17 protein-coding genes, 1 tRNA gene and 1 pseudogene are annotated in these 21,590 nt (G+C 65.1%); 11 read left to right on the top strand and 8 right to left on the bottom strand.

The features are described from left to right. Positions 1–415 precede the first annotated feature (415 nt). From VGC77_RS21755 to VGC77_RS21730, 6 genes are all read left to right on the top strand, one after another. Positions 416–2,770, top strand: coding sequence for a phosphoketolase family protein (locus VGC77_RS21755; RefSeq protein ID WP_331173634.1), 2,355 nt, complete (start codon positions 416–418; stop codon positions 2,768–2,770). Between the two features lie 25 nt (positions 2,771–2,795). After that, positions 2,796–3,980 carry an acetate/propionate family kinase gene (locus tag VGC77_RS21750; RefSeq protein WP_331173633.1) on the top strand — a complete coding sequence of 395 codons (1,185 nt, stop codon included), beginning with the start codon at positions 2,796–2,798 and terminating at the stop codon, positions 3,978–3,980. 173 nt (positions 3,981–4,153) lie between these two features. Further along, complete coding sequence (locus VGC77_RS21745) at positions 4,154–4,657, top strand: response regulator (RefSeq protein ID WP_331173632.1); 504 nt, start codon at positions 4,154–4,156, stop codon at positions 4,655–4,657. Between the two features lie 250 nt (positions 4,658–4,907). Further along, complete coding sequence (locus tag VGC77_RS21740) at positions 4,908–6,875, top strand: methyl-accepting chemotaxis protein (RefSeq protein ID WP_331173631.1); 1,968 nt, start codon at positions 4,908–4,910, stop codon at positions 6,873–6,875. Positions 6,876–7,062: 187 nt separating this feature from the next. Then, positions 7,063–8,754 carry a methyl-accepting chemotaxis protein gene (locus VGC77_RS21735; RefSeq protein WP_331173630.1) on the top strand — a complete coding sequence of 564 codons (1,692 nt, stop codon included), beginning with the start codon at positions 7,063–7,065 and terminating at the stop codon, positions 8,752–8,754. Between the two features lie 263 nt (positions 8,755–9,017). Continuing rightward, the gene (locus tag VGC77_RS21730; protein WP_331173629.1) at positions 9,018–10,709 is read left to right on the top strand and encodes a methyl-accepting chemotaxis protein; all 1,692 of its coding nucleotides are present in this window, start codon (positions 9,018–9,020) and stop codon (positions 10,707–10,709) included. A gap of 122 nt (positions 10,710–10,831) precedes the next feature. On the opposite strand, the gene VGC77_RS21725 is transcribed toward VGC77_RS21730, so the two are convergent. The 3 genes from VGC77_RS21725 to VGC77_RS21715 all read right to left on the bottom strand — a co-directional run bounded on the left by VGC77_RS21725 (position 10,832) and on the right by VGC77_RS21715 (position 12,336). Continuing rightward, complete coding sequence (locus tag VGC77_RS21725) at positions 10,832–11,182, bottom strand: GrlR family regulatory protein (protein ID WP_331173628.1); 351 nt, start codon at positions 11,180–11,182, stop codon at positions 10,832–10,834. A gap of 150 nt (positions 11,183–11,332) precedes the next feature. Then, complete coding sequence (locus tag VGC77_RS21720) at positions 11,333–12,034, bottom strand: Crp/Fnr family transcriptional regulator (RefSeq protein ID WP_331173627.1); 702 nt, start codon at positions 12,032–12,034, stop codon at positions 11,333–11,335. A 225-nt stretch (positions 12,035–12,259) separates the two neighbouring features. Beyond that, a tRNA-Arg gene (locus VGC77_RS21715) sits at positions 12,260–12,336 on the bottom strand. 214 nt (positions 12,337–12,550) lie between these two features. Here VGC77_RS21715 and VGC77_RS21710 point away from each other — a divergent pair. Then, positions 12,551–12,994, top strand: coding sequence for a hypothetical protein (locus tag VGC77_RS21710; protein ID WP_331173626.1), 444 nt, complete (start codon positions 12,551–12,553; stop codon positions 12,992–12,994). A 4-nt stretch (positions 12,995–12,998) separates the two neighbouring features. Here the strand turns inward: VGC77_RS21710 and VGC77_RS21705 are convergent, their stop codons facing one another. Both VGC77_RS21705 and VGC77_RS21700 read right to left on the bottom strand, forming a co-directional pair. Beyond that, the gene (locus VGC77_RS21705; protein ID WP_331173625.1) at positions 12,999–14,177 is read right to left on the bottom strand and encodes a diguanylate cyclase; all 1,179 of its coding nucleotides are present in this window, start codon (positions 14,175–14,177) and stop codon (positions 12,999–13,001) included. A gap of 119 nt (positions 14,178–14,296) precedes the next feature. Beyond that, positions 14,297–15,205, bottom strand: a complete 909-nt coding sequence (locus tag VGC77_RS21700) for a PhzF family phenazine biosynthesis protein (RefSeq protein WP_331173624.1) — start codon at positions 15,203–15,205, stop codon at positions 14,297–14,299. A 98-nt stretch (positions 15,206–15,303) separates the two neighbouring features. Between VGC77_RS21700 and VGC77_RS21695 the strand changes: the two genes are divergently transcribed. Next, on the top strand, positions 15,304–16,179 hold the full coding sequence (locus VGC77_RS21695; RefSeq protein ID WP_331173623.1) for a DMT family transporter: 876 nt from the start codon (positions 15,304–15,306) through the stop codon (positions 16,177–16,179). 116 nt (positions 16,180–16,295) lie between these two features. Here VGC77_RS21695 and VGC77_RS21690 read toward each other — a convergent pair whose 3' ends face one another. The 3 genes from VGC77_RS21690 to VGC77_RS21680 form a co-directional block, all read right to left on the bottom strand. Next, positions 16,296–16,454, bottom strand: a complete 159-nt coding sequence (locus VGC77_RS21690; RefSeq protein ID WP_331173622.1) for a hypothetical protein — start codon at positions 16,452–16,454, stop codon at positions 16,296–16,298. 246 nt (positions 16,455–16,700) lie between these two features. After that, entirely contained in the window at positions 16,701–17,129 is a 429-nt protein-coding gene (locus tag VGC77_RS21685) for a hypothetical protein (RefSeq protein ID WP_331173621.1), read from the bottom strand. A 75-nt stretch (positions 17,130–17,204) separates the two neighbouring features. Continuing rightward, the gene (locus VGC77_RS21680) at positions 17,205–18,638 is read right to left on the bottom strand and encodes a deoxyribodipyrimidine photo-lyase (protein ID WP_331173620.1); all 1,434 of its coding nucleotides are present in this window, start codon (positions 18,636–18,638) and stop codon (positions 17,205–17,207) included. A gap of 116 nt (positions 18,639–18,754) precedes the next feature. On the opposite strand from VGC77_RS21680, the gene VGC77_RS21675 reads away from it, so the two are divergent. From VGC77_RS21675 to VGC77_RS21665, 3 genes and pseudogenes are all read left to right on the top strand, one after another. Beyond that, positions 18,755–19,156 carry a DUF2177 family protein gene (locus tag VGC77_RS21675; RefSeq protein ID WP_331173619.1) on the top strand — a complete coding sequence of 134 codons (402 nt, stop codon included), beginning with the start codon at positions 18,755–18,757 and terminating at the stop codon, positions 19,154–19,156. A 381-nt stretch (positions 19,157–19,537) separates the two neighbouring features. Further along, complete coding sequence (locus VGC77_RS21670) at positions 19,538–20,113, top strand: hypothetical protein (RefSeq protein ID WP_331173618.1); 576 nt, start codon at positions 19,538–19,540, stop codon at positions 20,111–20,113. Between the two features lie 1,203 nt (positions 20,114–21,316). Next, positions 21,317–21,573, top strand: a pseudogene (locus VGC77_RS21665) (IS66 family transposase); the annotation flags it as partial. Between the last annotated feature and the right edge of the window lie 17 nt (positions 21,574–21,590).

Below are 21,590 nucleotides of genomic sequence, written 5' to 3'. Positions count from 1 at the left end.
ACCGGCCGCATCTTCTGCGCCCGCCTAACAAACACATTGATCCGAATCAAGAAGGACGAGGGTCTAGAGTTGATCCAGATCAACCATGGTGTCCGCCAGCACGACGGCAGAATAGTTAACAACATGCGGCGTCGGATCGCACTTGTTCTGTTGTGGCGCGTGATCCCGTGAAGATGAGCGATCACGACAATACTCATTGCACGCTGGCCCAGCAGGATTACCTTTGCCGGCGTTATCCGCGTCGCTGTGATCCCCGCACGGCGCGACGCGCGAGGCCAAGATCAACCCCACTACCGGAATGCCGCAACGTTGAGCACCATCCGCTATCGGCTTCAGTTGCAAGTTTCGCGCAACATCGCCGCGCCGGCTCCCCGGACCCATCACGCTGAATCTGTCCGCACAGTTGGAGCCCAAAATGCCTGACCCGTTATCGCCGGATCTGCTGGAGAAAATGCACGCTTATTGGCGCGCAGCGAACTACCTCTCGGTCGGCCAGATCTATCTCCAGGACAATCCGCTGCTGGAGACGCCGCTCAAGCTGGAGCACATCAAGCCGCGGCTGCTCGGCCATTGGGGCACCACGCCGGGGCTCAACCTGCTCTATGTCCACCTCAATCGGCTGATCAAGCAGCACGATCTAAACATGATGTATATCATCGGCCCCGGCCATGGCGGACCGGGGCTGGTGGCGCAGAGCTATCTGGAGGGCTCCTATACCGAGCGCTACCCGGCGATCGAGCGCAGCCGTAACGGCATGCAGCGCTTGTTCCGGCAATTCTCCTGGCCGCACGGCATTCCCAGCCACGTCTCTCCCGAAACCCCGGGCTCGATCCATGAGGGCGGCGAACTCGGCTATTCGCTGGCGCATGCCTATGGCGCGGCGTTCGACAATCCCGACCTGATCGTCGCCTGCATCGTCGGCGACGGCGAGGCGGAGACCGGCGCGCTGGCCACCAGCTGGCACTCCAACAAGTTTCTCAACCCGCTGCGCGACGGTGCGGTGCTGCCGATCCTGCATCTCAACGGCTTCAAGATCGCCAATCCGACGGTGCTGGCCCGCATCGGCCGGCCCGAACTCACCGAATTGTTACGCGGCTACGGCTACGAGCCGTATTTCGTCGAAGGCGACGATCCCGCCATCGTGCACCAGCATTTGGCCGGGACGTTGGACCGCATCCTGGCGCAGATTCGCCACATCCAGGACGAGGCGCGCCACCACGGCGCCACCGAGCGGCCGCGCTGGCCGATGATCGTGCTGCGCACCCCGAAGGGATGGACCGGGCCGAAATTCGTCGACAACCTGCCGGTCGAGGGCACCTGGCGCGCGCATCAGGTGCCGATCGCCGACTTCAAGGCGCCCGAGCATCTCAAGCTGCTCGAAGACTGGATGCGCAGCTACCAGCCGCAGGAATTGTTCGACGGCAACGGCAAGCTGCGCGACGATCTGGTGGCGCTGGCGCCGACCGGGCATCGCCGGATGAGCGCCAATCCGCACGCCAATGGCGGCGAATTGCTGCAACCTTTGTCGCTGCCGGATTTCCACGACTACGCGGTGACGCAGAGCGGCCCGGGCACGGTGAAAGCGGAATCGACCCGGGTGCTCGGCAAATATCTGCGCGACGTGATGAAGGCCAATCTGGAGACGCAAAATTTCCGGCTGTTCGGCCCCGACGAGACCGCGTCGAACCGCCTGGAAGCGGTGTTCGAGGTGTCAGGCAAGGAATGGATGGCCGAGCTCGAGGACGTCGACGTCAATCTGTCGGCCGAAGGCCGGGTGATGGAGGTTTTGAGCGAACATCTGTGCCAGGGCTGGCTCGAGGGCTATCTGTTGACCGGCCGCCACGGGCTGTTCTCCTGCTACGAAGCCTTCATCCACATCATCGATTCGATGTTCAACCAGCACGCCAAATGGCTGAAAGTGTGCGCGACGATTCCGTGGCGCCGGCCGATCGGCTCGCTGAACTATTTGTTGACCTCGCACGTCTGGCGGCAGGATCACAACGGCTTCTCGCACCAGGATCCCGGCTTCATCGATCACGTCGCCAACAAGAAATCCGACATCGCGCGGATCTATCTGCCGCCGGATGCCAACTGCCTGCTGTCGGTGACCGATCACTGCCTGCGCAGCCGCAACTACGTCAATGTGATCGTCGCCGGCAAACAGCCGGAATGGCAGTGGCTGGATATCGACGCCGCGGTGCGCCATTGCACCGCGGGCGCCGGGATCTGGCACTGGGCCAGCAATGACGCAGGCGATCCCGACGTGGTGATGGCCTGCGCCGGCGACGTGCCGACCGTCGAGGCGTTGGCCGCGGTGACCTTGCTGCGGCAATACGTGCCGGACATCCGCATCCGCGTCGTCAATGTGGTCGACCTGATGGTGCTGCAGCCGCGCAGCGAGCATCCGCACGGCCTCGACGACCGCGGCTTCGACGAATTGTTCACCACCGACAAGCCGGTGATCTTCGCGTTCCACGGCTATCCGTCGATGATCCACAAATTGACCTATCGGCGGCACAATCACCACAACATCCATGTCCGCGGCTACAAGGAGGAGGGCACCACCACCACGCCGTTCGACATGGTGGTGTTGAACGACCTCGATCGCTATCGGCTGGCGCTGGATGCGATTTCGCGGATTCCGCGGCTCGCCGGCAAGCTCGAGGCCGCCACTGCGCGCTACTGGGACAGCATCCAGCGCCACAAGCTGTATATCGGCGAGCACGGCGACGACCTGCCGGAGATCGTCGACTGGCGCTGGACGGCGTGATCGCATGGCCGGCGGGAGCGCGGCGATGACCGGCGCCATCCTGGTGGTCAATGCCGGCTCCTCCAGCCTGAAGTTCTCGCTGTATCCGGCCGGCGAGCGGCCGAGCCGCCAGGATCTGTTGTGTAACGGCGAGGTCGCCGCCATCGGTGAGGGCGCGCAATTGCGCGCCACCGCCGCCGACGGCGCGGTGTTGACCGATCATCCGATCGACGCCGCGCACCACGAGGATGCGCTGGCCAATATCCTGCGCTGGCTTGATCGTCACTTCACCGATTACGCAGTGACCGCCGCTGGGCATCGCATCGTGCACGGCGGCGCGCATTATACGGCGCCGGTGCTGATCGACGACGCGGTGATCGCGACGATGCGCGCGCTGGTGCCGTTGGCGCCGCTGCATGAGCCGAACCACCTCGCCGCGATCGAGGCGTTGGCCAGGCTGCATCCGACGTTGCCGCAGGTGGCCTGCTTCGACACCGCGTTCCACCACACCGAACCCGAGGTGGCGACCAGCTACGCGCTGCCGCGCGAACTCGCCGCGGAGGGCGTGCGGCGTTACGGCTTTCACGGCCTGTCCTACGAATATATCGCCGGCACGTTGCCGGAGGTTCTGGGCGAGGCCGCCGACGGCCGGGTGGTGGTCGCCCATCTCGGCGCCGGCGTCAGCATGTGCGGATTGCAGCGCCGGCGCAGCGTCGCGACCACGATGGGCTTCACGCCGCTCGACGGCCTGCCGATGGCGACGCGCTGCGGCAATATCGATCCCGCGGTGGTGCTGTATCTGATCGAGGAAAAGCGCATGACCTCGGCGGCCGCGCGGGATCTAATGTATCGGCAGTCCGGGCTGCTCGGTGTCTCCGGGATCAGCGGCGATATGCGCACGCTGCTCGGCAGCGCCGATCCGCACGCCGCCGCCGCCGTCGACCTGTTCGTCTACCGGATCGGCCGCGAACTGGGTTCGCTCGCCGCGGCGCTCGGCGGGCTCGATGCGATCGTGTTCACCGCCGGGATCGGCGAGCATGCGCCGGAGATCCGGCGCCGCGTGCTGCGGAACGCTGCTTGGCTCGGCGTCGAGATCGACGAGGCGACGCCGAACGGGCCGCGGCTCACCACGCCTGCCAGCCGGGTGTCGGCCTGGATCATCCCGACCGACGAGGACCTGATGGTGGCGCGGCACAGCTTCGCGCTGATCGGCGGCAAGGCCGAGCCGTGACGGCGGCCGGCCGTTAAGATTGACGAGAATTGCCGCTCGCCGCGTAAGCAGACGTCAACTAATCGCGTAGCGCGGCGCCGACTCGGTTGGTGTCCAGGACCGGATTAACGAACCAGTTTGCCGGGTCCGCTAAGCTCACCCTCATGATCGGGGATCACCGAGAGGAGGACGCCATGAGCCGACGCCGACACGCCGTGGTGGCGAACCAGCCGGCACCGGCCGAGACGGTGCTTGGCCTGCTCGGTCTTCTCGTGGTCGATGACGACCGGACCCAGCGCATGCTGATCGCCGCCGCCGCGGAGAAGGCCGGCTACGAAGTGACCCAGGCCGATAGCTGTGCCGAAGGCATCGAATTGCTGCGCAACCACCGCTACGACTGCGTGACGCTCGACCTGATGCTCGAGGACGGCGACGGCAACGCGGTGCTGCAGGCGATGGCGGAGGCCGATTACCACGGTCCGGTGATCTTGATCAGCGGCATGGGTCCGGAGCGGCGCAGCGCCTCGCGGCTGTTCGCGCGCTCGCTCGGCATGGAATTGCTGCACAGCTTCCCGAAGCCGGTCGATCTTGCCGCGCTGCGCATCTCGCTCGCCAATCTGCGTAGCACGCTGGCCGGGCTGCCGATCGTGCATTCGTGGGGCGAAGTACGCGGTCCGCTTTTCGATCGCGACGGCTGAATGCCGAGGCCGCGACGGCGCAGCAGGCGGACAAACCTGGTAGCATTACCAGTGCCAATTGTTCGTAGCGGCGATTTTGCATGACGAAACGTTAAGCGATGGCGTGCAACGATCGGCTGTTGCGCAGTGCGCGGCGCTGATCGGAGATGCTGCGGTGGCCGTCCATCGACACATTCGCGAGGGCTGCCGCGTCGCGGGCAGCAGACGTCCCGACCCCGCGCGCCAGCGTCGTCACCCACGGAAAGCATAGATGTTCAGTTTGCGCCTCACTCACAAGATCAATTCCATTGCCGCGCTCGGCATCGCCGGGTTGTTGCTGTTGGGGGGGCTCTATCTGGTCGGAGACGCCAAGCAGGAGATGTTTCGTAACGCCGACGACAGCGCCAGGTCGCTCGACGCCCTGCAAAACAAAGTGCTGGTGACGATCCTGCGGATGCGGCGCGCGGAAAAGGACTTTCTGCTTCGGAAGGACGAAAAATACGTTCAGGAGCATCAGGAGATGAGCGGATTGGTTGCCACCGATCTCGACGAGATGCGGCGGCAGGCGAGCGCACGCGGCCAGGACGAATTGGTGCAGAAGCTCGCCGCGATCCAGGCCGGGGCCACCGATTACAGCGCTCACTTCGCGGCGCTGACGGCCGCGCGGCTCAAGCTCGGTCTCAAGGAGGACGTCGGCCTTGAAGGCAGCCTGCGGTCGTCGGTCCACGACATCGAAACCGCGCTGAAGGCGTTCGACAGGCCGAACCTCGCCGTCACCATGCTGATGATGCGGCGGCACGAGAAGGATTTCATGCTGCGCCGTGAAGCCAAATCCGGCGACGACATGAAGAATCGCGCGGCGGAGTTCTCGGCCCAGTTGGCGCAATCCGACATTCCCGCGGAGGCGCAGGCCGACCTCGCCCGCAAGCTCGAGGTCTATCAGCGCGACTTCTTTGCCTGGATCGAGACCGCCCAGACCGTCGCCAAGGAACAGAGCGCGATCTCCGCCGGCTTTGCGGCGATCGAACCTGTGATCGTGGCGGTCGAACAGGCGGTCAAGCAGAGCAGCGAGCGCGCGCAAAGCGCGGAATTGAAGGCCCGTCAGGAGACCAAGGGATTGATGCAGGCCGGCATCGCCGGGATTGTGGTGGTGGTTGGTTTGATGGGATTTCTGATCGGCCGTTCGGTGTCGCGGCCGCTGTCGGCGATGACGAGGGCGATGCTCGAACTGGCCAACGGCAATTTCGCCGTGGTGCTGCCCGGGCTCGGCCGCAAGGACGAGATCGGCGAGATCGCCCAGGCGGTCGAGACCTTCAAGGTCAAGGCCGAGCAGAAGGCGCGTGACGAGGCCGAGGCCAAGGCGCATCAGGATCGGCTGATGGCCGAGTTGCGCAAGCAGGACATGTACAAGCTCGCCGATGATTTCGAGGCCGCGGTCGGTGAAATCGTTCACACCGTCTCCTCGGCGTCGACCGAACTCGAGGCATCGGCGAGCACGCTGACCGCGACCGCGGTGCGGTCGCAGGAATTGGCCACGCTGGTCGCCGCGGCGTCGGAAGAGGCCTCGACCAACGTGCAATCGGTGGCCTCGGCGACCGAGCAGATGTCGTCCTCGGTCAACGAGATCAGCCGGCAGGTGCAGAATTCGTCGCGGATCGCCGCCGAAGCGGTGAACCAGGCCCGCAGTACCAACGAGCAGGTCGGCGATTTGTCGCAGGCCGCGAGCCGGATCGGCGACGTGGTCGAACTGATCAACACCATCGCCGGGCAGACCAACCTGCTGGCGTTGAATGCGACCATTGAAGCTGCGCGCGCCGGCGAAGCCGGCCGCGGCTTCGCCGTGGTGGCTTCCGAAGTCAAAGCGCTGGCCGAGCAGACCGCGAAGGCCACCGGCGAGATCGGCCAGCAGATCACCGGGATTCAGGCGGCGACGCAGGAATCCGTCGGCGCGATCAAGGAGATCGGCGACACCATCGGCAAGATGTCGGAGATCGCCTCGACCATCGCCGCGGCGGTGGAACAGCAGGGCGCGGCGACCCAGGAAATCTCCCGCAACGTGCAGCAGGCGGCGCAAGGCACCCACGAGGTCAGTTCGAACATCACCGACGTGCAGCGCGGCGCCTCCGAGACCGGATCGGCGTCGTCGCAGGTGCTGGCGGCGGCGCAATCGCTGTCGCGCGACAGCAACCGGCTCAAGCATGAGGTCAGCAGGTTCCTGCAGACGGTGAGGTCAGCCTGAGGCAAGCCTCGCGGGGTCCGACTGGTATTTTCGCTAAGGCCGGCAGGAGAAACTTAACCACTTGCGGAACAAATGAATCTGCGAACGCCGGTTCCAGATTGTCCGAATGGGGAAGGCGGACGCGTCAGCAGCGCGCCCGCGTTCCCGCGTCGAGCGCAGAGTCCCTTCGAAGTCAGAGGATTTCTCGATGCTCGCTCGTATGTCCATCCGCGCCAAGATCACCATCGTTCTGGCCTTCCTCCTGATCACCATGTCCGGCCTCGGGGTGATTGCCGTGCGCAGCATGCAATCGATCAATGCCGGTGTGATCGCGCTGCGCACGGACTGGCTGCCGAGCGTGCGGCTGCTCGGCGAAATGAAGAACAACATTCTGACCTATCGCAGCATCGTGCGCTCGCACATGCTGGAGCTCGGCGCCGAGGGCAAGGCGGCCGCGGAAAAGCGCATCGCCGCCAATGTCGAGAGCACCAAGAAGATTCGCCTGGCCTATGAAAAGGCCATCAACTCGCCGGAGGAGCGCGCACTCTACAATGAGTGGGTGCAGCAATGGGGACAGTACGAAACTGCGATCCAGCAGGTGCTGGAGCTGTCGCGCCGCAGCCTCGGCAAATATCCGCTCGAGGCCCAGGAGCTGAACGAGAGCAAGGTGCTGGCGGTCGGCCAGAAGGCCGACGCCATTCTGGCCAAGGATATCGAACTCAACAACCAGGGCGCCGAGGTCGCCGGGGCGGCGGCCGACGCCGAATACAATGCGTCGTTCGTGCTGCTGGTGGTGATCATCGCCGCCGCGGGCGTGCTCGGCATCGGCATCGGATTGTATCTGATCCGCGACGTGTCCGCCGGCATCGACTCGATCGTGACGCCGATGCAGGCGTTGGGCCGCGGCGAGCTTGACGCGGTGGTGCCGCATCAGGGCGAAGCCACCGAGATCGGCAAAATGGCCACCGTGCTGCAGCTGTTCAAGGAAGCGCTGATCGCCAAGCGCGCGGCCGATCAGCTGGCCGCGCAGGAGGCCGACGCCAAGATCCAGCGCGGTCAACGTGTCGATGGCATCACCCGCGACTTTGAATCGATGATCGGCGAGATCGTGCAAACCGTGTCGTCGGCTTCCAACCAGCTCGAGGCCTCCGCCGCGACGCTGACCGCGACCGCCGAGCGGTCGCAGCAACTGACCACCTTGGTGGCCGGGGCCTCCGAGGAAGCCTCCACCAATGTGCAGTCGGTGGCCTCCGCGACCGAGGAAATGTCCTCCTCGATCACCGAGATCAGCCGGCAGGTGCAGGAATCGGCGCGGATCGCCGGCGACGCGGTGCAGCAGGCGCGCAACACCAACGACCGCGTCGGAGAACTGGCCAAGGCCGCGAGCCGGATCGGCGACGTCGTCGAACTGATCAACACCATCGCCGGCCAGACCAACCTCTTGGCGCTCAATGCCACCATTGAAGCGGCCCGCGCCGGCGAGGCCGGCCGCGGCTTCGCGGTGGTGGCCTCCGAGGTCAAGGCGCTGGCCGAACAGACCGCGAAAGCCACCGGCGAGATCGGCCAGCAGATCGCCGGCATCCAAACCGCCACCCAGGAATCGGTCGGCGCCATCAAGGAGATCGGCGACACTATCGGCAAGATGTCGGAAATCTCCTCGACCATCGCCTCGGCGGTGGAAGAGCAGGGCGCCGCCACCCAGGAAATCTCCCGCAACGTGCATCTGGCGGCGGAGGGCACCCAGCAGGTCAGCTCCAACATCACCGACGTGCAGCGCGACGCCTCGGAGACCGGGGCGGCGTCCTCCCAGGTGCTGGCGGCGGCGCGTTCGCTGTCGCGCGATAGCAACCGGCTGAAGCTCGAGGTCGACAAATTCCTCAGCACCGTGCGCTCCGCCTGAGCTGCGGCGAGCGGCCCTCCGGTCGTAGTCTCGGTGGTAGTAATCGCCGCGCGCAACGTCCTGTTGCGCGCGGCTGATCATTTGCAGCATCGCTGCGCTGCTGTGACAAATCATACCTGGTACTTTTACGAAGCCTTCATGCCGGCTGGGCGAAGGTAAAATCGAAGGGCGGGTCGGCGATCAGCTTGGCCGCCATTCCTGACCCCCGCGCGCCGACGCGCCGGGGCGGCGCTGCTGTTCACGTACCAGATGAGGAAGTCACGATGCTCGCGAGACTGTCGATCCGCGCCAAAATCACCACCGTCGTCGCCTTCCTGCTGCTGGCGATGACCGGCATCGGCCTGCTGGCGGTCAGCAACATGCGGGCGATCAACGCCACCGCGGTCGAGATCCAGACCAAGTGGATGCCGAGCGTGCGCATTCTCGGCGACCTTCGCGGCGGCCTGTTCACCTACCGCAACATGGTCCGCGAACACATGCTGTCGGAAACCGCGCAGAGCAAGGCCGCCACCGAACAGCGGCTGAGCAAGCTGATGGAGCAGATCGCCGAGATCCGCCGCGACTACGAGAAGCTGCTGACGACGCCCGCGGAGCGCGCGATCTATCAGGAATGGGCGACGATGTGGGCGAATTTCGAGAAGGGCAATGAGGAGGTGATGGCGTTGTCGCGCAAGGCGGTGGGCCAGGTGCCGCACGACGCCCATGAGCTGAGCTACAACGTCGTCAATCCGATCGGGCTCGCCTCCGACGCCGTGCTGAAGAAGAGCATCGACTACAACAACAGCGGCGCCGCTGCCGCGAGCCTCGCCGCCGCCGCGACCTATGACACCGTGTTCCGGCTGCTGGCGATCCTCCTCGGCCTGGCGATGCTGACCGGGGTCGGCATCTCGATCTATCTGGTGCGCGATGTCGACCGCGGCATCGGCTCGATCCTCCGCCCGATGCAGGCGCTCGGCGACGGCGACCTCTCCGCCGAAGTGCCGCATCAAGGCGAACACAACGAGATCGGCGCGATGGCCGACCGGCTGCAGATGTTCAAGCAGGCGCTGATCGCCAAGAAGGAAGCCGACGCCGCGGCCGCGGTGGAAGCCGACGTCAAGATTCAGCGCGGCCAACGGGTCGACGCCATCACCCGCGAATTCGAGACCATCATCGGCGAGATCATCGACACCGTGTCGTCGGCCTCCACCGAGCTGGAAGCCTCGGCCGGCACGCTGACCGCGACGGCGGAGCGCGCCCAGCGGCTGACCAGCAACGTCGCCACGGCGTCGGACGAGGCCGCCACCAACGTGCAGTCGGTGTCGTCGGCGACCGAACAGATGAGTTCGTCGGTCAACGAGATCAACCGCCAGGTGCAGGAATCCGCGCGGATCGCCGGCGACGCGGTGGAGCAGGCCAGGAAGACCAACGACAGCGTCAGTCAATTGTCGCATGCGGCGAGCCGGATCGGCGACGTCGTCGAATTGATCAACACCATCGCCGGGCAGACCAACCTATTGGCGCTGAATGCGACCATCGAAGCGGCCCGCGCGGGCGACGCCGGCCGCGGCTTTGCGGTGGTCGCCGCCGAGGTCAAGGCGCTGGCCGAACAGACCGGCAAGGCCACCGGCGAGATCAGCCTGCAGATCAACGGCATTCAGACCGCGACCCAGCAATCGGTCGGCGCGATCCAGGAGATCGGCCTGACCATCGGGCGGATGTCGCAGATTGCCGCGACCATCGCCTCGGCGGTCGAGCAGCAGGGCGCCGCGACGCAGGAGATCTCCCGCAACGTGCACCGCGCGGCGGAAGGCACCCAGCAGGTCAGCTCGAACATCACCGACGTGCAGCGCGGCGCCAGCGAGACCGGCTCGGCGTCGTCACAGGTGCTGTCGGCGGCGCGGTCGCTGTCGCAGGACAGCAACCGGCTCAAGGTCGAGGTCGACAAATTCCTCAGCACGGTGCGCGCCGCCTAGCGCTGTTCCGGTTCTGATAGATAGGGGTTATGGATTCCGGGCTCACCCGCGGCTTACGCTGCGCGCGCCCCAGAATAACAGCCAGGGACTCGTGACGCGCGTCAACTCAACTCGAAAAGTCTCTAGTCGGTGTCGGCCAGCTTGCGTAGCGTGGCCTTGAAGATCAGGCTGGCCTTGCCGACCAGCGCGGTGCCGTTGACCACCGCTGAGTTTCCCGTCGCGGTGCCGGAGACGCCGATCCCGACCGGGTGTTGCTGGCCACCGAACAGCGGATTGGCGTCAGCGCTGGGCGTATGCTGGCTGACCAGCACCTCGCCCTTGAAACTGTCGCCGGCCACGGTGTAGCTGCCGGTGTAGTACAGGTAGGCGTCACCGCCCAGAATGCTGCCGTTGCGGAAGATCACCACGCCGCTGCCCTTGCCGGATCGCCCATCGAGCAGATCGACATGGATCGAGTACAGGCCGTTCTGCATGTCGTCCCGGCTTTGTCTGAGGTCCCACAACGCACCCGTTATGCCAAAGCCGGCCGGGCGTCGTCAACGCGCCAACTGATCAGTCGGGTTTGGGCGGGGCCGTCCATGGCGGCGCGCCGCGGCCGGCCGACGATCGGCCGCTTGCCGTGCTCAAGCCTGGCGGTTGAAGGCCTCGGCATGCGACTTGTTGGCGGCGTAGCATTCGCAGGCCAGCTCGGTCAGCCCGTCGACCTTGGTGATCTCGACCTGGCCGCGGCTGTAGCGAATGATGCCGGCGTGCTGCAGCGCGCCGGCGACCAGCGAGACGCTGTTGCGCCGCACGCCAAGCATGCGGGCCAGCAGATCCTGGGTCACCGGCAGGGTGTTGCTGAGCGCCAGATCGCGCAGCCGCAACAGCCGCCGGCACACCCGCGCGGTGATGTCGTGCGAGGCGTTGCAGGCCGCCAATTGCTCGGCCTGGACGAAATCGATCCATTGCAGCTTCATCACCGCCTGGCGCAACGCTTCGCTGCGGCCGGCCGCGGCGATGAAGCGGCGGGCGTCGATCAGGCTCGCGGCGCCGGGGAACTGGACGGTGGCGGTGGTCGACGACACCCCGCCATTGAGCACCGCCGCGGCGCCGGAGACGCCGTCGCGGCCGATTAGCGCCACCTCGACCGTGGTGCCGTCGGCGAGGTGCACGACCTTGGAAATGATGCCGCTGTGCGGAAAGTAGACCGCTCGCAGGGTGTCGCCGGCCTCGAACAGCACCTCGTCCTGCACCAGCCGGAACGGTCGCAGATCGGGTTGCAGCAGCGCGAAGTCTTCGGCGGGGAGCGCCGCCAGGAATTGATTGGGGGAACGTAGAGGCATGGGTCCCCTTGCAGCACGCCGCGTCGTCTGCGCGACTGTCCATGCATGCCGGAGGCGGCAAAGATTGGCAATCGCCAACGGACTCGTACGATTCCGAGGCTGTGCGTAAAGCGTGCTGCGCTGAACGTCAGCGACCGGCCAACAGCGGATTGCCGGCGGGTTCGTCGCGTCCGCGGCACGCGGCACCGCGATGGCCAACGCGCGATTTGCGAAGTCTTTGATGTCTGGCGCGCTCGGAGAGATTCGAACTCCCGACCCTCGGAATCGAAATCCGATGCTCTATCCAGCTGAGCTACGAGCGCACGCCGGCACCTTAGCGGGCCTGGCCGCGAAAGGAACCCCCCGCGGGCCGCGGCGGCGGTTTTTTTCACGTCTTTTCAACGGGCTGAGCATTTTTTCGGGGAACGGCCATGCTTAACGAAATGCTAACACAGTAACGCCAGACTCTTGCCGTCTGGTGGGGTGCCGCCAGACCTCGTAACGTCGCGCCGTTCAACCTGGGTTTGCAATCGTTCCATGCGTTTATTCCCGCTTCTGCTGCTGCCCGCGCTGCTGGTCACCGGGTCAGCGCGCGCCGACCTCCGCATCACCCGCGACCACGGCGGCTATGTCACGGAGTACAAGGAAAAATACGAGCGGATCCGCGACCGCCGCGAGCGCGTCATCATCGACGGCATCTGCAATTCGGCCTGCACCATGGTGTTCGGCATCGTGCCGAGCAACAAGATCTGCGTCACGCCGCGCGCCAGCCTCGGCTTTCACCAGGCCTATTACGACAAGGCGTTCACCTTCGGCATCAAGGTCACCAGCTACGAGGGCACCTCGGACCTGATGTCGTATTATCCGCAGCCGGTGAAGGAGTGGATCAGCCGCAATGGCGGGCTGACCACCGAGATGAAGAAGATCAAGAACGGCACCGAGCTGTGGAAGATCGCCGATCCCTGTCCGGAAGACTTCTGATCGCTCAGGTGAACACCCGGTTGCGGCCGTCCTGCTTGGCGACATAGAGCCGCTTGTCGGCGCATTCGATCGCTTCAAGAAAACTCTCGCCTGCCGCCGCGGCATAGCCGCCGATGCTGACGGTGACGATGCGGCCGTCGCACAGGTCGGGGTGCGGGATCGCCAGATCAGCGACCGCGCGGCGCAGCCGTTCGGCGACCGCCATGGTTTCCGCGTCGTCGGCGTCGGGCAGGATCACGGCGAATTCCTCGCCGCCGTAACGCGCCACGATATCCTCGGAGGAGCGCAGCGCGGCCTGCAGCGCGCCGGCGATCAGCCGCAGGCAGCGGTCGCCGCCGGCATGGCCGGCGCGGTCGTTGAAGCGCTTGAAATGGTCGACGTCGATCATCAGCACGCCGCTGCCGCGCGACGGCGCGATCGGAAATGTGCCGCGCCCGATCGCCTCGTCGAGATAGCGCCGGTTGAAGATGCCGGTGAGCGGATCGATGGTGGACAGCGCCGCCAGTCTGGCGTTGGCCTGGTGCAGTTCGATGGTTCGCGCGGCGTCGGTGGCGCGCATCCGCCGCAGCTCGGCAATCCGCTTGTCGCGCTCGCGGCGGATGTTGAGCGACACCAGCGCCAGCACGATGCCGAGCCCGATCAGATCGGTGTTGCCATAGCCCGGCGGCAGCCGCAGCCCGGTGGCGACGATGCCGCCATAGGCCAGCATCGATAGCGCCAGCAGCAGGCGGGTGTGCCACAGCGGCAGCACCGCGAAGATGGTCGCCGAAAAGATGATGAACAGCGCCGCCATCATGTAGCGGCTGGCGGAGGGCTCCGGCGCCCATTGCCCGATCGCGGTCGCCGCGACCACGAAGGCGAAGCTGGCGATCGCATTGCTGAGATTGATCAGTGCCGCGTTGCGCGAGCGCCGATTGAGCGCGATCGCCAGCAGCAACAGCGGCGTCACCACGCCGACCCGCAGCAGCACCGCGACCAGCAAGCCGTCCGGCCCGAGCAGCATCTGATCGGCGGCGAGCGACAACAGATCGATGGTCATGATCGTCACCAGCCAGTGCTGGCGCGGGTGCTGCAGCCGATCGAGCGCCGCCGGCTTGCCGTCGCGGCATCCGGTGGCGGGCGCGGCCTGCAGCGGCCGCCGCGCCTCGCCAGCGATACGCGATCCGATCTCATCGATGTTCATCTGACGCCCCCAATGCGGCATCTGATAGCGCATCTTTGCTAAGCCGCGGTAACCAGCGTTGCTGAACAAAGTGATAAGCCGGTGGTAGTTATCGCGTTCGCGATTGCGCTGACGCCGCGCTAATCGACCACGATCGAGCCGCTCATCACCGCGACACAGTCGCCGCCGATCGTGGTCTTGCTGACGACGCCGCCGCGCTTCTCGGCGGCGGCCCGCAACAGGCTCGGCCGTCCCATCTCGACGCCCTGCGCGATGCGTTTCGATAGCGACAGATCCGGCTCGGCGCGCAACGTCGCCAACAGCCCGATCAGCGCCACGTTGGCGCTGCCGGTCGCCGGGTCCTCATAGATGCCGCGATGCGGCGCGAACATCCGCGCCCTGATGTCGACCTCGTCGTCGTCGACCTGGGTGTAGAGCAGGATGCTGGTCGCCGGCTGGTGCGACACCTGATCGCGAAACACATCGACCCGCGGATTGACGGCGGCCAGCGCGTCGCGATTGGTCAGTTCGGCGAAAATGAATGGCGTGCCGCAGGAGGCGATGCAGGGCTGGTGATTGCCGGTCTCGATGTCGTCGAACGACAACGAACAGGCCGAACCGATCAGTTCGGCGGCGACCTTGGCGCCGATCGCCAGCGGCTGCGGCGAGGCCAGCCGGGCGCCGGCGATGCCGGCGTCGTCGCGCAATAGATCGACCGGCACCAGCCCGGCCTGCTCCTCGAAAATCAGCGTGTCGCCCTGGATCGGGCGGCCGAAGCAGGCGCCGGCGCGCCCCAGCACGAAGGCGGTGCCGACATTGGGATGGCCGGCGAACGGCAGCTCATGCCGCGGCGTGAAAATTCGGACTTCGGCGGTATGCGCCGGATCCTTCGGCGGCAGCACGAAGGTGGTCTCGGAGAGATTGAATTCAGCGGCGATCGCCTGCATCTGATCGCTCGACAGGCCCTCGGCCCCGAGCACCACCGCCAGCGGATTACCGCTGAACTGCGTGGAGGTAAAAACATCCACGGTCTCAAATACCAGACGCATCCATTCCTCCTGGCGGTCGAGCAACGGGATCGATTGCGCGCCGACCGATTATCGTATTTCGTGGCCGGACAACGTACGAGCGGCCGCCCAGGGGGACAATGCAGCGAACTGTTGACGTCTTTGCCGCGCGCGCCGCGCCGGCGATCTTCGTGGTGCTGTGGAGCACGGGTTTCGTCGGCACCAAATACGCGCTGAACGGCGCCGAGCCGCTGACCTATCTGGTGATCCGGATGCTGCTGGTGGTGGCCCTGATGGCGGTCATCGCCGCGATCGGCCGGCCGTGGTGGCCCGACCTCAAGGGGGTCGGCCACAGTATCGTCGCCGGCCTTCTGGTGCACGGCTTCTATCTCGCCGGCACTTCGATCGCGATCGCGCATTCGATTCCCGCGGGGTTGTCGGCGTTGATCCCGGGGCTGCAGCCGATCCTGATTTCGACGCTGGCGAGCCGGTTTCTCGGCGAGCGGGTGACGCCGCTGCAATGGGGAGGGCTGCTGCTCGGGCTCGGCGGCGTGCTGATGATTTTGCACAATCGCACGATGAGCGGCGACGCCGGCTGGGGCTGGTTCGCCTCCGGCGTCTCGCTGGTCAGCATCACCATCGGCACGCTGTACCAGAAGCGGTTCTGCAGCAAGATCGACTGGCGCGCCGGCAATGTGATCCAGTATCTGGCGGCGCTGACGCTGTTCGCGCTCGGCGCCTGGCTGTTCGAGAGCCGCGAGGTGCATTGGACCGCGGAGTTCATCGCCGCGGTGGTGTGGCTCGCGGTGGTGCTGTCGATCGGTTCGATCGGTCTATTGTACTGGCTGATCCGGCGCCACGCCTCGACCTCGGTGGCGAGCCTGTTCTACCTGGTGCCGGCAGTGACCGCGCTGATGGCCTATGTGCTGTTCGGCGAGCGGCTCGACGCGCTGGCGATCGCCGGCATGGTGGCCTGTGCCGCGGCGGTGTTCCTGGTCAACCGGCCGCGGGCTTGAATCCGAGCCTCGGCGTCATAGCGTTTTCGAGCGAAACGGCTCCCGGTTCACGTGAAGAAAACGCGTCAAATAAGAATCCAGAGCTCCGGTTCTGATCTATCAGGACCGGGATAGTTCTAGTGCAGGGGCGGCTGAGATTCCGGCGCCGCGGACGGATTTTGCACCGCGAGACAGCGGATCAGCGCCAGCAGCAGCCGGCGCTGCTCGGCGTCCGGACATGTCGCGAGAAGTTTCTGATAGAGCTTGAAGGTTTGGTCGTGGGCGGATGTGTCCATGGCAGATCTCCCCGATCGATGGGCCAGAGTCCACAGCCCTCAGTCACCGGCCGATGCCCAGTGATCCCGGTGATAAACGGATCTTATCATCCGTCGCCGATGGTGTCGGTCCGGTTTCCGACGCAGGCGGGCGCTTCGGCCCTCTCAGTAGCGGGCCACGCGGCTTGGTGCGCAGGCGCGGCGACGGCCGGTCGGCGGAAGCCTCCAGAGCAGGCCTGGAGGCTTCCGCCGACCGAAGCGCATCGATCAGCGCTTCGACTTCTTGGCCTTCTTCTTCGGCGCGGCCTTCTTGGCGGCTTTCTTCGTGGCCTTCTTGCCGACGGTCTTGGCGGCCTTCTTCACCGCTTTCTTCGCCGACTTGCCGGCCTTCTTCGCTGCCTTGGCGGCCTTCTTGACGGTCTTCTTCGCGGACTTGGCGACCGACTTCGCGGCTTTCTTCACCGCCTTCTTGGCCTTCTTGCCGACCGCAGCGGCCTTCGCCTTGGTGGCTTTCTTGGCCGCAGCCTTCTTGGATTTCTTGGCGGGGGCCTTGGTCGCCTTGGTCACTTTCTTGGCGACGGCCTTGGCCGCCTTGCGCGCACGCTTCACCACTTTCTTGGCGGTCTTTTCGGCGGCCGTTGCGGCCTCGCCGATCGCGTCGGTTACTTGATCGATTATCGGCTTGTCGTCGTTCATCTTCATCCCCCAAGGGTTATCGAAACCGCGACGATAACCGATTCGCGGCAACGGTGTTGATGTGGCGCGCGTCAATCAGTTGTTTCGCACAGTCGCGTATGCTGCAAGCGCACGCTGCCGCGCGACGCGGTGATCGACGATCGGCTGCGGGTAGCTGTCGCCGAGCGTGACGCCGGCGAGTTCGAGCGGCGTCGCGGTCCATGGCTGATGGATCAACTTGGTCGAAAGGCCTGCGATTTCCGGGATAAAACGACGAACATAGTCGCCCTCGGGATCGAACTTTTCGCCCTGCAGGACCGGGTTGAACACCCGGAAATACGGCGCAGCATCGGCGCCGCAGCCCGCCACCCATTGCCAATTCGCCGGGTTGCTGGCGGGATCGGCATCGACCAGCGTGTCCCAGAACCAGGCTTCGCCGCAACGCCAGTCGAGCAACAGATGCTTGACCAGGAACGACGCCGCCACCATGCGCACGCGATTGTGCATCGCCCCGGTCTGCCACAGTTCACGCATCCCGGCGTCGACCAAGGGATAGCCGGTGCGGCCCTGCTGCCAGGCGCGCAGCGCGCCCGGGTCGGTGGTCCATGGAAAGCGATCGAACGCCGGCTGCAGATTGCGCGTGGCAAGATCCGGGTTGTCGAACAGCAGGTGCCGGCAGAATTCCCGCCATCCCAGCTCGCTCAAGAACTTGTCGACGTCGGCGGCGATCGCCGGCCGCTCAGCGGCGGCAAAGCGCGCGGCGTGCCAGAGCTGCCGCGAACTGATCTCGCCGAACCGCAGATGCGGCGACAGCCGCGAGGTGCCCGCGCGGTCCGGGCGGTCGCGGTCGCCGGCGTAGCCCGCGACGGCGCCGTCGAGGAATTGCTGCAGGCTGCGTTGCGCCGCGGCTTCGCCGGCCTGCCAATGCGCGCGCAGGCCGCCGGCCCAATCCGGCCGCGTCGGCTCGAGCCTCCAGTCCGCGAGCGTATCGCTGGCGATGCGCGGGGCCGCGCCAAAAGCCTTCGGCGCCGGCAAGGGGAGCGGCGGGTCGCCGCGCGCCAGCACCCGATTCCAGAACGGCGTGAACACCTTCAGCCCGCGGCCCTCTTTGCCGCGTACCGTCGACGGCGCCGCCAACAGATCGCCTTGGCAGCACTGCGCGGCGATGCCGAGATCGGCAAGCCGCGCGGCAAGCTCGTCGGCGACAGCGCGCCCCGGCGCGGTCGCGACGTCGTTCCAGCTGACGCTGGCCGCGCCGGTGTCGCGCGCGATTTCCGCCACGATGCCGGCGGCGGGGCCGCGGCGCAGCACCAGCGTGGCGCCGCGGCTGGCGAGGTCGGCGGCAAGGCTGCGCAGCGATTGCGCCAGCCACCAGCGGCTGGCGCCGCCGAGCGGACGCGCGCTCTCGTCTTGCACGTAGAGGCACAGCAGCGCCGCGCCGCTTTGCGCCGCCTGGCTGAGCGCGGGGTGATCGGACAGCCGCAGGTCGTCGCGAAACCAGACGATGGCAATCGGGGCAGGGCTGCTCATCGGCGGATGTTAGCCGGATCACGGCCGGGATGGCGATCAATGTCGGACCGCGTTGCAACCTTCGCGGATTTCGGGCGTAGCATTGGAACCGGCATGGCAGCCGCGTGGAGGGCGACGTGAAGCGATATGCAATTCTCTATCTGGCGACGTTCCTGATCCTGATCCCGGTGGATTTCCTGTTTCTCGGCACCATCGCCAAGAGCTTTTTCTTCGAACAGGTCGGCGACATGCTGGGCGAGGTCCGGCTTTCGGCGGCGATCCTGTTCTATCTGCTGTACGTCGTCGGCGTGCTGGTGTTCGTCAGTGGCGGGCGCGACGCCACCTGGTCGTCGACGCTGGTCTACGGCGCGCTGTTCGGATTGTTCTGCTACGCGACCTTCGAGCTGACCGCGATGTCCTTGCTCAAGCACTGGACCTGGCCGGTGGTGATGCTCGACATCTCCTGGGGCGCGGTCATGACCGCGGTGTCGGCGACGCTTGGGCTGCTCGTCACCGACTGGCTGGCGCCGAAGCTGTAGCGCCGCGCTCAACGCTTTGTGACCGCGCATGAAGCAAGGCGCGGCGCCCGGCCCGGGGTTGTCCGATTAGTTAATTTTTGTTAACATAGCACTGGAAACGCTGCGAAATTTTGATTCTCATTTGGCCAATTTGGGAATCGCCCGCAGTTGTCGCGGGGGTCTCGCCCCGCTACCAAAATCCAACGTCGAAACTGCCCCGATAAAGCCGCCGCTGCGCCGCAACGGCGCCGGACCGGCCTGCGACTCGATCGGTCGTGACTGCGGTCACAAAGACAAAATGGCAACGCATCGAATCCCGGATGCGACCAAAGTCGAGGTCTTAACGGAACGTTTACACCGGCATGGAAATGCTGGGCGATAGCAAAAAGAGAAGAGCATCCAATGACTGCCACCGCCACAGCCGAATTGATCGGCGCCATTGAACCCTCCCGGATTGCCAACCGCTTCACCGCGGCGCAAGCGCTCACCATGGTGCGCGACGGAGTGATCACGGGTGAGGGCCCCACGGCCACGGGCCGTATCCATTTTTCGCGCGCGCTGGATGCCGATGACGCGGCGCTGTGCGCACGAATCCTGACCGCCGCCGCGGTCGAGAACCAGCCGGTCAGCCGCGCCGAAGCCGAGGCGCTGTTCGAGATCAACAACGCCGCCGCCGAGCGCAGCGACGACGGGCTGTTCGACGATCTGTTCGCCAAGGCGGTGGTGCATCATGCCGCCTCGGCCTCCGGTCTGCCGGTGCCGTCGCGCAGCGTCGCCTTGGCGCCGGACACCGCGATCGAAAGCTGGGCGCCGACCCAGGCGGTCGGCGTCAATACCGAAGTGCTGGAGTGGATCGCGCAGCAGATGCGCGGCACCCGCCGCAGCAATCTGACGCTGACGCGGCTGGTCGCCACCGTGATCGGCGCCGCCACGCTGCCGCTCTTGCAGTGGCCGGGCGTGTTCGACCTCGGCGCCTGAGCCGCTGGGCGGCGCATTGCGACCCGAGGTCGACGCGCAGCGTCGGCAGATTGCGCGGCGGGCTATTGGCCCCCAGCCAGTAGCTTAAATGTGGAATTTTAGCTCCACCTTGATTCGGCACCCCTTATTCCAGAATGGATGTGGGGTGCCGAATGCCGGAGATTTCTTCGGGAGGGGCCAAGAGGCTTCGTCTCCCTCCCCCTTCGAGGGGGCGACGTCAACTTCTGCAAGAACCCGCTCTGTCCGAACTTCGGCGTTCATCCCGAACTCGAGGACGGTAGAGGTCGCAGTAAGCGTAACACGAACGAACGATCATCCTACGTTCTGACAGGCTCTGCCCACGACGCTCGATCTACTGCTCCGTCTGCAATGCCCACACCGTCATCAAGACCAACAGGGGCAATCTGGGAAGAGTTTGACCAGCACCTAAAGGCGCTTTAGCTTCCCCTTGGACATCACATGGCGGACTTTGACGGAGCAATCGGTCACATTGATTTGCCATGGAAGTCGCGAACGTAAAAATCGCACAGTAATCAATGCATTAGAGCACTTTAGTGGTGCCTGCTACCTAGTCCGAAAATAACCAGATGCTTTCATCTCTCTACTGCATGTTAGTCGTTGTTCTTTTAGGGACTCTCGCAAATCGATTTCATAAAGTAGGCAAACCAACTAACGGGTTAAAGTTTGATTCAGATTATTGTTTCAAGCTTGCCAAGCTTGCAGCATCAATTTGCGTTGGGCTGGTGATTGTTGAAACGCTAATACTTGCGCTTGTTGATCCGAGTGGCAGTCGCTGTCCTGGCTGGACGTTCACTCTCAGGAGCGGTGCCACGGTTTCACCGGGACCTCTCACCATATTCATTTGTGTGCCCGCGGCTATTGGTCTGTGCGTGCAAGTGTTTCGATGGCAGCATCTCGCTCAACGGGTGTACGACAGCATTGAAAGTTCTTCTGATCCTTTAAAGCGCGCTGGCGGTTCATTTTATGGTCGGTTTAACGGGGACCAAAACCGTCTCGTTTTGGCAGTGCTTATCGGCTGGTGTCTTTTCTGTTCAATTCCGCTTTGGATGATGTTTTTTGGGTGCACCAGCCTACTGGGCTAGCGGATAAACGATAGGATCGCGGGCACGGCCTCATCAGGCTCGCTTTCTCACGGGGCAATGGCATGCTCCGTTAACTCATCATTGGTTCGGCCGTGCCCCGAGCCAGGCGCCGGCGCCTTTCCACGTGCTCGACCGCGGCTGGGCCGGTTCCAGCTTCCTGGCGATGGTGCTGTTCGAGAATTTCGGCCACTGCCATCGCTGATCCAGCAGGCCGAACGCTACGCCCGGGAACGCGTGCCGATCAGCCTGTCGACTTTGGCCGGCCAGGTCGGCGGTCGCGCTGATGCCGTTGTTCCAGTGCCTCGAAGCCTTGTGTTCTCCGCCGAGCGACTGCACGGCGACGACACGGTGCCGGTACCATAAAAGCGAATGGA

It is taken from the genome of Rhodopseudomonas sp. (assembly GCF_036404135.1).
GTDB lineage: Bacteria > Pseudomonadota > Alphaproteobacteria > Rhizobiales > Xanthobacteraceae > Rhodopseudomonas_A.
This window is presented reverse-complemented; position numbering and strand designations above follow the sequence as displayed.

Excerpts from the sequence above, each read along its gene's own strand:
- VGC77_RS21755 (WP_331173634.1), top strand. The coding sequence starts at position 416 with ATGCCTGACCCGTTATCGCCGGATCTGCTGGAGAAAATGCACGCTTAT.
- VGC77_RS21750 (WP_331173633.1), top strand. The coding sequence starts at position 2,796 with ATGACCGGCGCCATCCTGGTGGTCAATGCCGGCTCCTCCAGCCTGAAG.
- VGC77_RS21745 (WP_331173632.1), top strand. The coding sequence starts at position 4,154 with ATGAGCCGACGCCGACACGCCGTGGTGGCGAACCAGCCGGCACCGGCC.
- VGC77_RS21740 (WP_331173631.1), top strand. The coding sequence starts at position 4,908 with ATGTTCAGTTTGCGCCTCACTCACAAGATCAATTCCATTGCCGCGCTC.
- VGC77_RS21735 (WP_331173630.1), top strand. The coding sequence starts at position 7,063 with ATGCTCGCTCGTATGTCCATCCGCGCCAAGATCACCATCGTTCTGGCC.
- VGC77_RS21730 (WP_331173629.1), top strand. The coding sequence starts at position 9,018 with ATGCTCGCGAGACTGTCGATCCGCGCCAAAATCACCACCGTCGTCGCC.
- VGC77_RS21725 (WP_331173628.1), bottom strand. The coding sequence starts at position 11,182 with ATGCAGAACGGCCTGTACTCGATCCATGTCGATCTGCTCGATGGGCGA.
- VGC77_RS21720 (WP_331173627.1), bottom strand. The coding sequence starts at position 12,034 with ATGCCTCTACGTTCCCCCAATCAATTCCTGGCGGCGCTCCCCGCCGAA.
- VGC77_RS21710 (WP_331173626.1), top strand. The coding sequence starts at position 12,551 with ATGCGTTTATTCCCGCTTCTGCTGCTGCCCGCGCTGCTGGTCACCGGG.
- VGC77_RS21705 (WP_331173625.1), bottom strand. The coding sequence starts at position 14,177 with ATGAACATCGATGAGATCGGATCGCGTATCGCTGGCGAGGCGCGGCGG.
- VGC77_RS21700 (WP_331173624.1), bottom strand. The coding sequence starts at position 15,205 with ATGCGTCTGGTATTTGAGACCGTGGATGTTTTTACCTCCACGCAGTTC.
- VGC77_RS21695 (WP_331173623.1), top strand. The coding sequence starts at position 15,304 with ATGCAGCGAACTGTTGACGTCTTTGCCGCGCGCGCCGCGCCGGCGATC.
- VGC77_RS21690 (WP_331173622.1), bottom strand. The coding sequence starts at position 16,454 with ATGGACACATCCGCCCACGACCAAACCTTCAAGCTCTATCAGAAACTT.
- VGC77_RS21685 (WP_331173621.1), bottom strand. The coding sequence starts at position 17,129 with ATGAACGACGACAAGCCGATAATCGATCAAGTAACCGACGCGATCGGC.
- VGC77_RS21680 (WP_331173620.1), bottom strand. The coding sequence starts at position 18,638 with ATGAGCAGCCCTGCCCCGATTGCCATCGTCTGGTTTCGCGACGACCTG.
- VGC77_RS21670 (WP_331173618.1), top strand. The coding sequence starts at position 19,538 with ATGACTGCCACCGCCACAGCCGAATTGATCGGCGCCATTGAACCCTCC.